This window comes from Pseudomonas sp. FP818, assembly GCF_030687335.1.
GTDB lineage: Bacteria > Pseudomonadota > Gammaproteobacteria > Pseudomonadales > Pseudomonadaceae > Aquipseudomonas > Aquipseudomonas shahriarae.
Map to the genome: position 1 here is coordinate 384,094 of NZ_CP117427.1, position 12,817 is coordinate 396,910.

17 protein-coding genes are annotated in these 12,817 nt (G+C 60.7%); 4 read left to right on the forward strand and 13 right to left on the reverse strand.

Annotated features, from left to right (window positions below):
• Nucleotides 1-11 precede the first annotated feature (11 nt).
• From PSH80_RS01670 to ubiE, 9 genes are all read right to left on the reverse strand, one after another.
• Nucleotides 12-719, reverse strand: a complete 708-nt coding sequence (locus tag PSH80_RS01670) for a 16S rRNA (uracil(1498)-N(3))-methyltransferase (protein WP_120731318.1) — start codon at nt 717-719, stop codon at nt 12-14.
• Nucleotides 716-1,507, reverse strand: coding sequence for a twin-arginine translocase subunit TatC (tatC, locus tag PSH80_RS01675; protein ID WP_057958065.1), 792 nt, complete (start codon nt 1,505-1,507; stop codon nt 716-718). Before tatC ends, PSH80_RS01670 begins: the two co-directional genes overlap by 4 nt.
• Nucleotides 1,504-1,911: a Sec-independent protein translocase protein TatB gene (gene tatB / locus PSH80_RS01680; RefSeq protein WP_057958066.1), complete on the reverse strand. Its 408-nt coding sequence runs from the start codon at nt 1,909-1,911 to the stop codon at nt 1,504-1,506. Before tatB ends, tatC begins: the two co-directional genes overlap by 4 nt.
• A gap of 10 nt (nt 1,912-1,921) precedes the next feature.
• Nucleotides 1,922-2,200: a twin-arginine translocase TatA/TatE family subunit gene (locus PSH80_RS01685; RefSeq protein WP_038445371.1), complete on the reverse strand. Its 279-nt coding sequence runs from the start codon at nt 2,198-2,200 to the stop codon at nt 1,922-1,924.
• Between the two features lie 27 nt (nt 2,201-2,227).
• Nucleotides 2,228-2,560 carry a phosphoribosyl-ATP diphosphatase gene (locus PSH80_RS01690; protein ID WP_024072933.1) on the reverse strand — a complete coding sequence of 111 codons (333 nt, stop codon included), beginning with the start codon at nt 2,558-2,560 and terminating at the stop codon, nt 2,228-2,230.
• A gap of 2 nt (nt 2,561-2,562) precedes the next feature.
• On the reverse strand, nt 2,563-2,955 hold the full coding sequence (gene hisI, locus PSH80_RS01695; RefSeq protein ID WP_029296001.1) for a phosphoribosyl-AMP cyclohydrolase: 393 nt from the start codon (nt 2,953-2,955) through the stop codon (nt 2,563-2,565).
• Between the two features lie 64 nt (nt 2,956-3,019).
• The gene (ubiB, locus tag PSH80_RS01700; RefSeq protein WP_057958067.1) at nt 3,020-4,624 is read right to left on the reverse strand and encodes a ubiquinone biosynthesis regulatory protein kinase UbiB; all 1,605 of its coding nucleotides are present in this window, start codon (nt 4,622-4,624) and stop codon (nt 3,020-3,022) included.
• Entirely contained in the window at nt 4,621-5,244 is a 624-nt protein-coding gene (locus PSH80_RS01705; protein WP_057437209.1) for an SCP2 domain-containing protein, read from the reverse strand. The genes ubiB and PSH80_RS01705 overlap by 4 nt, the downstream gene beginning before the upstream one ends.
• Entirely contained in the window at nt 5,244-6,014 is a 771-nt protein-coding gene (gene ubiE / locus PSH80_RS01710; RefSeq protein WP_003209306.1) for a bifunctional demethylmenaquinone methyltransferase/2-methoxy-6-polyprenyl-1,4-benzoquinol methylase UbiE, read from the reverse strand. Before ubiE ends, PSH80_RS01705 begins: the two co-directional genes overlap by 1 nt.
• Before the next feature lie 155 nt (nt 6,015-6,169).
• Between ubiE and PSH80_RS01715 the strand changes: the two genes are divergently transcribed.
• The 3 genes from PSH80_RS01715 (at nt 6,170) to PSH80_RS01725 (ending at nt 7,971) form a co-directional block, all read left to right on the forward strand.
• The gene (locus PSH80_RS01715) at nt 6,170-6,445 is read left to right on the forward strand and encodes a polyhydroxyalkanoic acid system family protein (protein WP_038445377.1); all 276 of its coding nucleotides are present in this window, start codon (nt 6,170-6,172) and stop codon (nt 6,443-6,445) included.
• A 138-nt stretch (nt 6,446-6,583) separates the two neighbouring features.
• Complete coding sequence (locus PSH80_RS01720) at nt 6,584-7,006, forward strand: phasin family protein (RefSeq protein WP_057437211.1); 423 nt, start codon at nt 6,584-6,586, stop codon at nt 7,004-7,006.
• A gap of 11 nt (nt 7,007-7,017) precedes the next feature.
• Nucleotides 7,018-7,971, forward strand: a complete 954-nt coding sequence (locus PSH80_RS01725) for a phasin family protein (protein ID WP_305418930.1) — start codon at nt 7,018-7,020, stop codon at nt 7,969-7,971.
• A gap of 82 nt (nt 7,972-8,053) precedes the next feature.
• Here PSH80_RS01725 and PSH80_RS01730 read toward each other — a convergent pair whose 3' ends face one another.
• A complete protein-coding gene (locus tag PSH80_RS01730) occupies nt 8,054-8,950 on the reverse strand; it encodes a LysR family transcriptional regulator (RefSeq protein WP_370693714.1) in 897 nt (298 codons plus the stop codon).
• Nucleotides 8,951-8,992: 42 nt separating this feature from the next.
• On the opposite strand from PSH80_RS01730, the gene PSH80_RS01735 reads away from it, so the two are divergent.
• Nucleotides 8,993-9,352 (forward strand): hypothetical protein, encoded by a 360-nt coding sequence (locus PSH80_RS01735; protein WP_120731322.1) that lies wholly within the window; start codon nt 8,993-8,995, stop codon nt 9,350-9,352.
• A gap of 98 nt (nt 9,353-9,450) precedes the next feature.
• Here PSH80_RS01735 and PSH80_RS01740 read toward each other — a convergent pair whose 3' ends face one another.
• The 3 genes from PSH80_RS01740 to phaZ form a co-directional block, all read right to left on the reverse strand.
• Nucleotides 9,451-10,077, reverse strand: a complete 627-nt coding sequence (locus PSH80_RS01740; protein ID WP_120731324.1) for a TetR/AcrR family transcriptional regulator — start codon at nt 10,075-10,077, stop codon at nt 9,451-9,453.
• A 27-nt stretch (nt 10,078-10,104) separates the two neighbouring features.
• A complete protein-coding gene (phaC, locus tag PSH80_RS01745) occupies nt 10,105-11,787 on the reverse strand; it encodes a class II poly(R)-hydroxyalkanoic acid synthase (RefSeq protein ID WP_200659334.1) in 1,683 nt (560 codons plus the stop codon).
• A gap of 102 nt (nt 11,788-11,889) precedes the next feature.
• Nucleotides 11,890-12,747 (reverse strand): poly(3-hydroxyalkanoate) depolymerase, encoded by an 858-nt coding sequence (gene phaZ / locus PSH80_RS01750; RefSeq protein ID WP_057437223.1) that lies wholly within the window; start codon nt 12,745-12,747, stop codon nt 11,890-11,892.
• Nucleotides 12,748-12,817 lie beyond the last annotated feature (70 nt).

The window sequence follows — 12,817 nt, forward strand, 5'->3', positions numbered from 1 at the left end:
GAGGGGCGGAATCAGAAGAGGCGAGCGAGCAGCGCGGTAACGGCAGTTTCCACACGCAGGATCCGCGCGCCCAGTTGCACTGGCTGCAAGCCGGCCTTGGCCAGCAAGTCCACCTCGTAGGGAATCCAGCCACCTTCGGGGCCGATGGCCAGGGTCACCGGCTGATCCAGCCCGCGTGGGCAGGACGGGTAGTCGCCGGGATGCCCGACCAGGCCGAGAGTGCCCTGGGCCAGGGCCGGCAGACGGTCTTCGACGAAGGGTTTGAAGCGCTTTTCGATGATGATCTCGGGCAGCACGGTATCCCGCGCCTGTTCCAGGCCGAGGATCAGTTGTTCGCGTACGGCTTCTGGCTCCAGGAATGGGGTTTGCCAGAAGCTTTTCTCGACCCGATAACTGTTGACCAGGACCACCCGTGGCACCCCCATGGACGCCACGGTCTGCAAGACCCGACGCAGCATTTTCGGGCGGGGCAGGGCCAGCAGCAGGGTCAGTGGCAACTTGGCCGGTGGCGGCTGGTCGAGGCTGATTTGCAGCTCGGCTTCACCCGCCTCCAGGCGCAGTAGCTCGGCATTGCCCATCAGCCCGCCAATGCGTCCGACGCGCAGGCTGTCGCCAACCGCCGCACGATGCACCTCCTGCATATGCACCAGGCGCCGATCCCGCAGGATCACCCGGTCGGCCGCGATAAAGTCGGCCTCTTCCAGCAGCAACAGGTTCACGGTTGGGTCGCTGGCGGCTGGTCGTCATCGGCAGGTTGGTCATCCGGGTGTTCGCCACGCTTGCTCACCAGGCTGCCAAACAGGATGCCCACTTCAAACAGCATCCACATCGGCACGGCCAGCAAGGTCTGCGAGAAGATATCCGGTGGGGTCAGGATCATGCCGACCACGAAGCAGCCGATGATCACGTACGGGCGGATCTTGCGCAGGTATTTGACGTCGACCACGCCGATCCACACCAGCAACACCACCGCTACCGGGATCTCGAAGGCCACGCCAAAGGCGAAGAACAGCGTCATCACGAAGTCGAGGTAGCTGCTGATGTCGGTCATCATTTCCACGCCGGCCGGGGTGGCGGCGGCGAAGAATTTGAAGATCAGCGGGAACACCAGGAAGTAGGCGAACGCCATGCCGGTGTAGAACAGCATGATGCTCGACACCAGCAGTGGCACGGCAATACGCTTTTCATGCTTGTACAGGCCGGGCGCGATAAACCCCCAGATCTGGTGCAGGATCACCGGGATCGCCAGGAACAGCGACACCATCATCGTCAGCTTGAGCGGCGTGAGGAACGGCGAGGACACGTCGGTGGCGATCATCGTCGCGCCCACCGGCAGGTAATCGCGCAGCGGTGTCGAGACGAAGGTGTAGATCTGCTGGGTAAAGGCAAACAGCCCGGCAAAGATCACAAAGATCGCCGCCACACACCGCAGCAAGCGGGTGCGCAACTCGGTGAGGTGCGAGACCAGCGGCATATGCTGGTCGTTTTCCGGTTTATCAGCGCTCATGGGGCTCGCGGCGGCAATGTAGGGTCGTGGGGAGCGGGCGACGCGGCGGGCGTCGGCGCGGGCTCTGCTGGAGGAGCGGGCGTGGCGATCGGGGCCGTCTCGGCCACCGGCGCAATGCTCTGCTCGGCCACCGGTTCAACCGGTGTCGGCGCCTGTTGCTGGGGCGTGAGAATTTTGCGCGCCTCCTGCTCCAGGGACAGAATATGTTCGTTGTGCAGCTGCCGACGAATCTCATCGGCGCCGATTTCCCGTTCAACTTCCTGTTTGATGGCGTTGAAACTGCGTTTCAGGCGCCCGACCCACAGGCCGGCCGTGCGTGCGGCGCCGGGCAGGCGTTCAGGCCCCAGCACCAACAGGGCAACAAGGCCGACGAGCAGCAGTTCAGAGAAGCTGATACCAAACATTAGTCAGTGCTCACGAGTCTTTGCGGGACGGCTCTTCGACTTTCTCGGCCTGCACGTCGAAGGTACGGCGCTCGGTGATCGGCTGGGCTGCCTGGGGGTGTACAGGCTGCGCCGGCGGGACCGGGTTGGCGCCGGTATCGGCCGGTTTTTCGTCGTCGTTCATGGCCTTGCGAAAGCCCTTGATGGACTCGCCGACGTCGGTGCCCAGGTTCTTCAGTTTCTTGGTACCGAACACCAGGACGACTACCACGAGAATAACGATCCAGTGTTTCCAGTCAAAAATGCCCATGCTGCAATTCCTCAGTCAGAAAGTTATTCAGGCGGACGGGCGCGAGGCCTTTTCGGCGTGCCCGGACAAGCCGAAGCGACGGTCCAGTTCATCCAGCACGGCCTGTGGATGCTGCCCCAGTTGGGCGAGCATGACCAGGCTATGGAACCACAAGTCGGCAGTCTCATAGATGACATCGCTGCAATCGCCGCTGATCTCGGCATCCTTGGCGGCGATGATGGTCTCGACGGATTCCTCGCCGAGTTTTTCCAGAATCTTGTTCAGGCCCTTGTGGTACAGGCTGGCGACATAGGAGCTGTCGGCGTCCGCACCTTTGCGGTCCTCCAGCACCTGGGCCACACGGTTCAGGGTATCGCTCATGTTCAATGTCCTGCCGAGTAAATGGCGTGCGGGTCTTTGAGTACGGGCTCGACGGTTTTCCACGCGCCGTTCTCGAACACCCGGTAGAAGCAGCTGTGGCGGCCGGTATGACAGGCGATGTCGCCGATCTGCTCGACCATCAGCACGATCACGTCGGCGTCGCAGTCCAGGCGCATTTCGTGCAGTTTTTGCACATGCCCGGACTCTTCGCCCTTGCGCCATAGTTTGCCACGGGAACGTGACCAGTAGATGGCACGCTGCTCGGCGGCAGTCAGGCTCAGGGCCTCGCGGTTCATCCAGGCCATCATCAGGATGCGCCCGGTCTTGTGGTCCTGGGCAATGGCTGGCACCAGGCCATCACTGTCCCATTTGATCTCGTCCAGCCAGTCTTTCATCTTCGACTCCGACAGCCGTGCGCGACCCGCCCCGGCAATGTGCAACAGTGTATAACCGGTCGACCTATCGACGCACGACCAGATAAAGGCCCACGGCGACCATGATCCCGGCCGGCCAATGGCCCAGCTCGTTCAACGGTCCACCGGCGGCAAGCACCGCGCCACCGCCCAGGTGCGCCGCGCCGAGCAGGCGCAGGAACCAGTCGTCCTTGCGCTGGTGCCACGGCGGCGCCGGGTCCTTGGCGTGGGGCTGGGACATGCGCTCCAGCAGGTCGCGGGTCATGTTGGCCAGGTGCGGCAGTTGCTCGACCTGGCTTTGCAGGTTGCCCAGCAGGGTTTTCGGGCTGACCCGCTCGCGCATCCAGCGTTCGAGGAACGGTTGCGCGGTGTTCCACAGGTCCAGGTCCGGGTACAGCTGGCGGCCCAGGCCTTCAATATTGAGCAAGGTCTTTTGCAGCAGCACCAACTGCGGCTGCACTTCCATATTGAAGCGCCGCGCAGTCTGGAACAGACGCATCAGCACCTGGCCGAATGAAATATCTTTTAACGGTTTTTCGAAGATCGGCTCGCACACGGTGCGGATCGCCGCTTCGAATTCATTGAGCTTGGTCTCGGCCGGCACCCAGCCCGAGTCGATGTGCAACTGCGCCACGCGCCGGTAATCACGCTTGAAGAAGGCAAACAGGTTGCGCGCCAGGTAGTCCTGGTCCTCGGGCGTGAGGCTGCCGACGATGCCGCAGTCGATCGCGATGTACTGCGGGCTCCACGGGTTCACCGTGCTGACGAAGATATTGCCGGGGTGCATGTCGGCGTGGAAGAAGCTGTCGCGGAACACCTGGGTGAAGAAGATTTCCACACCACGCTCGGCGAGCATCTTCATATCGGTACGCTGGTCGGCCAGGGTCGCCAGGTCGGTGACTTGCACGCCGTAGATGCGCTCCATCACCAGCACCTTTGGCCGGCACCAGTCCCAATAGACCTGCGGCACATACAGCATCGTCGAGCCTTCGAAGTTGCGCTTGAGCTGGCTGGCGTTGGCCGCTTCGCGCAACAGGTCGAGTTCGTCGTAGATGGTTTTTTCGTAGTCGGCGACCACGTCCACCGGGTGCAGCAGGCGTGCATCGGCAGAGAAACGCTCGGCGGCGCGGGCCAGAATGAACAGCCACGCCAGGTCCTGGCCGATGATCGGCTTGAGGCCGGGGCGGATCACCTTGACCACCACTTCTTCGCCGGTTTTCAGCTGTGCGGCGTGCACCTGGGCGACCGAGGCCGAGGCCAAAGGCTCAACGTCGAAACGGCTGAACACTTCGCTGATTTTCTTGCCCAGCTGTTCTTCGATCAGCTTCATCGACTGCTGGGAGTCGAACGGTGGCACGCGGTCCTGCAACAGCATCAGCTCGTCGGCGATGTCTTCGGGCAACAGGTCGCGGCGGGTCGACAGAATCTGCCCGAACTTGATGAAGATCGGCCCCAGGTCCTGCAGTGCCAGGCGCAGGCGCGCGCCACGGCTCAGGTCCAGGGTCTTGCGCGGGAACCAGCGCCACGGCAGCACATAGCGCACCGCCAGCAGGAACCACGGCAGCGGCAGGGCGAACAGCAGGTCATCGAGGCGATAGCGAATGACGACGCGTTGGATTCGGAACAAACGGCGGACGGCGAGCAGCTTCATGCGTTATCGCTTGGATCAAGGGAGCGGCTCAGGCGCTCGAAGCGCGCCTCAAGCCGTTCCAGGTCGAGTTTGGCCTGGTCGAGTTCACGAAAGCGCGCTTCGGCTTCCCGTTGTCCGACGAGGGTGCGCGATTCTTCGCTCAGGTATTCGGCAAGGTTCTGATTGAGGCTGGCGAAACCCTGCTGGTACCAGCGCGAACGGCTGCGCAGGTGCCCGCCGATCAACTGGGTGGCCACCGGGCCGAGCCAGCGCGACAGCTCGTATTCCCAGTCCAGATCGAGGTCTTGCAGTACCGCGGCGAGGTCCATCAGCACCGCGCTGTCGCCTTCAAGGGTCACATCGGGGCCGTGCAGGATTGCAGTCTTGTCGCGGCTCAAAGCCAGGCGCAGCAGGCTCGCCGCTGGCGCACGCAGGGTGCAGTCGGCATCGGCGGCCCAGTGCGCGGCGAGCATCAGGCCTTCATCGCTGGGCAGGATAAACAGCTGCAAGGCCGGGCTGCTGCAATCGACGGCAATGATCTTGCCGTTCAAGTGCGCCAGCCGCGCCAGGGCGGTGCTGTCCAGGCGCAGGACACGGTTGAGGCCGTGTTCGACGCTGGCGAGAAGGCCGGTGAACAACATCAGGGCTTGATGCCGCGATGCAGGGCAACGATGCCCGAGGTCATGTTGTGATAGGTCACGCGGTCGAAACCGGCCTCGACCATCATCGACTTCAGGGTTTCCTGGTTGGGGTGCATGCGGATCGACTCGGCCAGGTAGCGATAGCTCTCGGCGTCATTGGTGATCAGCTTGCCCATCAGCGGCATAAAGGCGAATGAGTAAGTGTCGTAGACCTTGGACATCAGCGCGTTGGTCGGCTTGGAGAACTCCAGCACCAGCAGGCGCCCGCCCGGCTTGAGCACCCGCAGCATCGAGCGCAGGGCGTCTTCCTTGTGGGTCACGTTGCGCAGACCGAAGGCAATGGTCACGCAGTCGAAATGGTTGTCGGGGAACGGCAGCTTTTCTGCGTCGGCCTGGACGAACTCGATATTGCCCGCCACGCCCTTGTCCAGCAGGCGGTCGCGGCCGACCTTGAGCATCGAGCCGTTGATGTCGGCCAATACCACCTGGCCGGTGGGGCCAACCAGCTTGGAGAACTTGGCCGCCAGGTCGCCGGTGCCGCCGGCGATATCCAGCACCCGATTGCCGGTGCGCACGCCCGACAATTCGATGGTGAAGCGTTTCCACAGGCGGTGCATGCCGCCCGACAGCACGTCGTTCATCAGGTCGTACTTGGCGGCCACGGAGTGGAACACCTCAGCGACTTTTTCCGCTTTCTGGCTTTCCGGGACGTTCTTGAAGCCGAAGTGAGTGGTGGGTTCGGCATCGCTGCCTTTGCGCTGATCAGTCATATCGCTGTCACCAAAAGAGAATGGGGGCATTCTAATCCCCAAGGCATGCTTTGTCTTGGCAAGGCTGAAGGTAAGATGGGTGGCCACCGAGACCTTTTGCCGCATGGCGGGTGAGTAGGGTGCTCAATACGTCTTTATAACGAGGAGTCATTCAAATGGCCCGCATTCAGATTGAACGTGCCCACGCACTGGGTAAGGAAGCTGCCAGGGCGAAAGCCGAGAAGTTGGCACATAAACTCAAGGAGCAATATGGCCTGGAGCCGTCTTGGTCTGGCGACACGTTGAACCTCAAGCGTTCCGGCGTCAAAGGCACACTGAAAGTGGCCGAGGATTCGTTACGGATCGACGTGGAACTGGGTCTGTTGATGTCGGCCATGAGTGGCACTATCAAGTCCGAAATCGAGAAGGCCCTGGATAAGGCCCTGGCCTGATCTGCGACCGCGCGCCGCATTGGGTGCCGGTCGATTGCGCCGTTCTTAGGGTGCCGATTCTAATTTTTCTCCCTACTTTGTACTCAGCCCTCAACTCCTGTGGGCAGTTCCTCCACCCTTTTATGCGTGAGGTGCACCATGGCCAAAGTTATTTTGAAGAAAAAAATCGACACCCAAATCAGCGCCCTGAGCGACGTTAAAATCTATGCTCGCAAGATCTGGTTGGCGGGTTTGGGGGCTTACGCGAAGGTCGGCAGCGAAGGCAGCGAGTACTTCAAGGAGCTCGTTAAGACGGGTCAACATGTTGAAAGTAAAGGCAAAAAAGTTGTGAATGAACAACTTGATGCCGCCAACAGTCAGATTGATTACGTTAAGAGCAATGTCTCCAGCGTCAAAGGTCGCGTCGAAGTGCAACTGGATAAAGTCGAGAAGGCTTTTGACGAGCGTGTTGCAAGTGCCTTGAATCGAATCGGCATTGCGTCTAAACATGACGTGGAGACACTCTCTGCTAAGCTCGATGAGCTAACGGCATTGCTCGAACGTGTCGCGCGTAAACACTAAGGAGACATCGGATGGCTGTTAAAAAGACTACTCAGAAAGAAGGCAGCTCTTGGGTCGGGAAAGTTGAAGAATACTCCCGCAAGATCTGGCTGGCTGGTTTAGGCGTGTACTCGAAGATCGACAGTGACGGTAGCAAACTCTTCGAGACTTTGGTTAAAGACGGCGAGAAGGCCGAGAAGTTGACCAAGAGCACAGTGGGCAAGCAAGTCGATGCGGCCAAGGCGAGCGCGAGCTCTGCCAAGTCCCGTATCAGTGATGCAAAAAAACAGGTACTGGGTACTTGGGGCGAACTCGAAGGCGCACTCGACAAGCGCCTGAACAGTGCTATTTCGCGCCTGGGTGTGCCTAGCCGCAATGAAGTCAAGGCGCTGCACAGCAAGGTCGATACCCTGACCAAGCAAATCGAAAAGCTGACCGGTGCTAAAGTCGCTCCAGTCAAAGCGGCGGCCAAGCCTGCTGCCAAGCCGGCCGCGAAAACGGCTGCGGCCAAACCAGCAGCGAAAACCGTGGCCAAGCCATTGGCCAAGGCCGCTGCCAAACCTGCAGCCAAGCCAGCAGCTAAACCTGCGGCCAAGGCAGTAGCCAAGCCCGCGGCGAAAACGGCAGCAGCCAAACCAGCAGCCAAGAAACCGGTAGCGGCCAAAGCTGCGGCAAAACCAGCGGCCAAGCCGGCAGCCAAACCTGCCGCCAAACCTGCCGCCAAGCCAGTGGCCAAAACCGCTGCCGCCAAGCCGGCGACCAAGCCAGTTGCAGCCAAACCCGCTGCCAAACCGGCCGCGAAACCTGCTGCAAAGCCCGCGGCGAAGAAACCCGCCGTAGCCAAGAAGCCTGCAGCGCCCAAGCCAGCTGTCGCGGCCAAGCCTGCAACCCCGGCACCTGCGACCAACTCGGCCACTGCGCCGACGCCGGCCGCGGCGACCCCGACTGTAACGCCGGCAACCCCGACGCCATCCAGTCAGTCCTGATTTTCGGGGGACGTGTAAAAACGCCCGGCCTTAAAGGTCGGGCGTTTTTTTTGGCGGGTGGAACACCGACAGTGATACACGTCTAACGGTCGGGCTCGCCTGGGGTCTCGGATTCGCGGCAGGTTTGCATCAGCAGGTTGTTGAGTACCTTCAATGCCTGGGGCCGCCTCGGGGTTGATCGGTGGAGCAGAACGATCTCCCGCTGGTAGGCATTCGTGTGGCTTGTTGGTGTTGCGTACACATCGTCGGTCTTCAACCCGGCCCATGCCGGCACCAGGGATACGCCCATGCCCTTGGCGACCATCAGGGATATCGCCTCCAAGGCATCCAGATTGCACAGCACATCTGGCTGTAATTGGTGGTCTTGAAGGTACTGCTGGGCGATCTGGCCGCCCCAGGCATTGGTGTCATAGCTGATCAGCGGGTGGGAGAGAATGGTCGAGGCAATTTCACCGGGTTCGACAGGCGCTTTTGTAAGAATCATCAATGACTCGCGCCGCAACACTTCCAGGGTCAGGGCTTTAGGCAACGCAAAGGGCGGTCGCACCATGATGCCAGCGTCCAACTCGCCGGCGACGACCTGTTCATAAAGGTTGCGCGAATCGCCCGGGGTGATCCGCAGGCGCAAGCGTGGTGCCGCGACCAGTAGTTGTTCCATGACCTGCGGCAGGATACCGGTCAATGCCGTGGACACGGCTCCCAGCCGCAGGTCGCCGGACAGCCCGCCCGCATCCAGTTCGTCATGTAGTTGTGCACAGCCCTGTATCAGGGCGCGAATGCTCGGCAAGAGTACAAGGCACTGCTCGGAAGGACCGACAGAATGGGCCGCTCGGTTGAGCAATTCGCAGGAAAGAGAGCGTTCAAGCGCCTGGATACGCTGGCTGATCGCCGGGGCGGTAAGGTTTTCCCTGCGCGCCGCTGCGGCGATTGAGCCGGTCTCGATGACGGCAATCAAACTTTCGAGAAATCTGATATCCACAAGAATCCCTTTCGCTGAGAGATATGTAATACGTTTTTTATAATGATGCTACGTCGTTACTCTTTAATCGTCATTATAAAACTCGGGCATGTTACATACGGTCAATCTTTCGTGTTACCTATCATGTTACAGAGCTTGATGATGCCACCTATCGGTTTGGTTAGGTATTTGCACGAATTTGAAATTCCACCCGTGGTTCGCTGCCCTGGCCGTCTGCATCAGGTGGCGTGGGGCTCGGGGGCTCTTGAGAAGGAAAAGAAAGCGCCGGTGAACGCAGTGCTCAAGAGTGTGTTTGCGATCGTATTCAAAGTTACCCATATCGTTATGCGCTATTCGTCGATCAGGGTTTTCGGTGATGGTTACTTCAAAGAGGCTGCCGGCGTAATACATTGGCGCCTGTGATAATTGCCAAGTGGGAAAAGCAATAGCGGAAAGTTGCAACAGCAATAGATGACGATGTAACTCCGTCAACCTTGGTTGCAGACTTGTAAGTCGCCAGCCTACAAGGGCTGTGTGTCGTCCAGGTAGCGTAGTGCAAAACGCTCGGTGGCCAACCGCGCCGGCATCAACAGGTGCGGTGCCACCAGCATCATCACTTGATACACCGCCACCCGCACCTCGGCCTCGCGGTCCAGGATCCGCTGGTAGTCCAGGGAGAACAGCAGGGTCATGGTGATCTGCTCCACCAACTGCCCCAGTGCCTGGGTCTCGCTGACCAACTGCCCTTGTGCCTTGAGCCGTGCCAGCAGTGAGGCCAGTGTGCGCTTGAGCGCGGTCAGCAGGTTACGAATCCCCTTGGCCAATTTGGGCAAGCGTCCGGCCAGGTTCGACAGGTCCTGGAACAGGAACCGATAGTGCGCCATGCGCTCGACGATCAGGTGCAGGAACAGCCAGTAATCCTCGGGCGCCAACTGCACATCCGGCGGCGGGTCGAGCAGCGGCGCCAACTCCCCCTGAAAGCGCTCGAACAGCCCCAGTACCAGGGGCTCCTTGCCATGGAAGTGGTAGTAGAGGTTGCCGGGGCTGATCCCCATTTCATTGGCCACCTCCATGGTTGAAACATTTGGCTCGCCCTTGTGGTTGAACAACTGCAGGGCACATTCAAGGATCCGGTCGCGGGTTTTCATCCAGTCTTCTTAATCTGATCGTTGAGCTCAGCGCACCCGCACATAGGTGCCCGGTGCTGCTTCCATCGGTGGGTAGTTCTGGTTGCCCAGGGCCGTCAGGGTTTCGCGCTGCACCCCGGAGCGTTGCTGGATCCACTCAAGCCACTGCGGCCACCAACTGCCCTCGATGTGGCTGGCGTCGTAGTACCAGGCGCGTGGATCGCTGCTCAGCTTGAGGTTCTCGACGAAGTTCGCCTTGGGGTTGCCCGGCGGGTTGAGGATGCTCTGGATATGCCCGCTGTTGGAAAGCACAAAACGTTTGTCGCCGCCCAGCAGCAAGGTCGAGCGGTAGACCGCGTCCCACGGGGTGATGTGATCGTTGATCCCGGCCACGCTGAAGCTGTCGACGTTAACCTTCTGCAAGTCGATGGGCGTGCCGCAGACTTCCAGGCCACCGGGATGGCTCAAGGGGTTGTGCTTGAAGAAATCCAGCAGATCGCCGTGCAAGGCCGCCGGCAAGCGGGTGTTGTCGTTGTTCCAGTACAGAATGTCGAACGCCGGCGGCTCCTTGCCCAGCAGGTAATTGTTGATCCAGTAGTTCCAGATCAGGTCATTGGGGCGCATCCATGCAAAGACCTTGGCCATGTCCCGGCCATCCAGCACCCCTTCCTGGTAGGAACGGCGCTTGGCCGCTTCCAGGGTCTGTTCGTCGGCAAACAGCGTGGCGGGGCTGTCGATCTGGCTGTCCAGCAGGCTTACCAGGTAAGTGGCACTGGCGACCCGCCGTTGTTGGCGCTTGGCCTGCAGGTGGCCTTGCAGGGCGGCGATGGTCAGGCCGCCGGCGCAGGCACCCATCAGGTTCACTTCGCGGGCGCCGCTGATCGCCCGGCAGATATTCAATGCTTCCTCCAGCGCCGCCACATAGGTCGACAGGCCCCATTCGCGATGGCGCACGTCCGGGTTGCGCCAACTGACCATAAACACTTGCAGGCCGTTTTTCAGGGCGTACTGCACGAAGCTGTTGGCTGGGCTTAAATCGAAAATGTAGTACTTGTTGATTTGCGGCGGCACCACCAGCAGTGGCTTGGCGTACTGTTTTTCGCTCATGGGCTTGTACTGGATCAGCTCCAGCAGCTCATTGCGAAACACCACCGAACCGGGCGTGGTCGCTACCGTCTTGCCCACCTCGAACGCCTGCTTGGTGACCTGGCGTGGCAGGCCATTGTTGTGCAGCAGGTCATCGAACAGGTTGCTTACGCCGCGCACCATGCTGTGGCCGCCGGAATTGAGCAGCTCTTTGATCGCCAGCGGGTTGAGCAGGGTGTTGGACGGTGACACTGCATCGTTGAGCAACGAGAAGGCAAAGTGCGCCCGTGCGCGGTCGTCGTCGCTCAGGCTGCTGTCGTCGATCCAGTGCCGGGTTTGTTTCTGCCAGCTCAAATACGCTTGCAGGCTGCGCCGGTACAGGGGGTTGAGGGCCCAGGTAGGGTCGGCGAAACGACTGTCGTGGGGGTTGGGTTCATGCACGGTCTCACCCAGCAGCACCCGGCCCAGTTGCCCACCCAATGCCAACGCATGCCGGGCGCTGTGCAACGGGTTGCGCAACCCGTGGGCGGCGACAGTGCGCAGGGTCGATAGCAGATCCCGGCCGCGCAGGCCGGTGATTGCACTTTGTGCATTGATGAACGCGGCGGGTGTAGGCGCCGGGACGTTTACGGGTCGGTCACGCATGGGTCAACACTCCTTCGTCAATTCGCCAACAAGCACGCCAATTCAGAACCATAGTCGGTTCTGGCCAAGTTGCGCGTAGGGGTCGTCCTGACCCGATACCGCTCAGGTGTGGCTATGGGGCGCCGGCTGCGGATGGATCACCGCGCGCAAGCGCTCCTCCTGGAGAAACTTCATGATGATCGGTGCCACCGCTTCGGCCCGGGTAATCAGGAATAGATGGCCGTCGTCGATGATGTGTAACTGCGCATTAGGGATGCGCCAGGCCAGCATGCGCATATTGACCAAGGGGATCAGCGGGTCGTCGTCGCCGGCCAGCACCAGGGTCGGCTGCTTGATCTTGTGCAGCCAGTGAATGCTGGTCCAGCCCAGGCCCGCAAACAGCTGCCAGTAGTAGCCCAGCTTGCCGGCCGAGCGCACTTTGCTTGCGTGTTCGGCGGCCAGTTTTGAATCCCGGCGGAACGAGCCGCCGTAAATCATCGGCGCGATGCGCACCACATGGGACGGTTGGATATAGCGCCGCGGGCTGGCCATCAGCCATAACACCTTCGGTTTGCCGGGCACCATAAAGGCACCGGCGGCGGTGGCGGCCAGGATCAGCTTCTTGCAGCGCTCCGGGTAGTCGTAGGCAAATTGCTGTGCCAGGGCGCCGCCCCAGGAAACCCCGACGGCATTGACCTGGCCGTAGTCCAGGTAGTCGAGCATGCGCGCGGTGAGTTTGGCCAGGCCGGGAAAGCGATAGGGGCGACTGGGTGTCGATGACCCGCCCACTCCGGGTACATCAAAGGCAATCACTTCCAGGTCCGGGTCCAGGGCCTGGACGAACGGAAACACCAGCTCAAGGTTGGCGCCGATGCCGTTGAAAATCAGCAGTGGCGTCAAGTGAGACTTGCCCGGTCGTACCGCCGTGCGGATGGTCTGGCCATCCAGGTCGATGGTACGGAAGATGAACGGTTGCGGCATGCTCAAGCCCTGTGAAGTGTTACTGCGGTCAATGTGGGAGCTGGCTTGCCTGCGATAGCGGCGGGTCAGT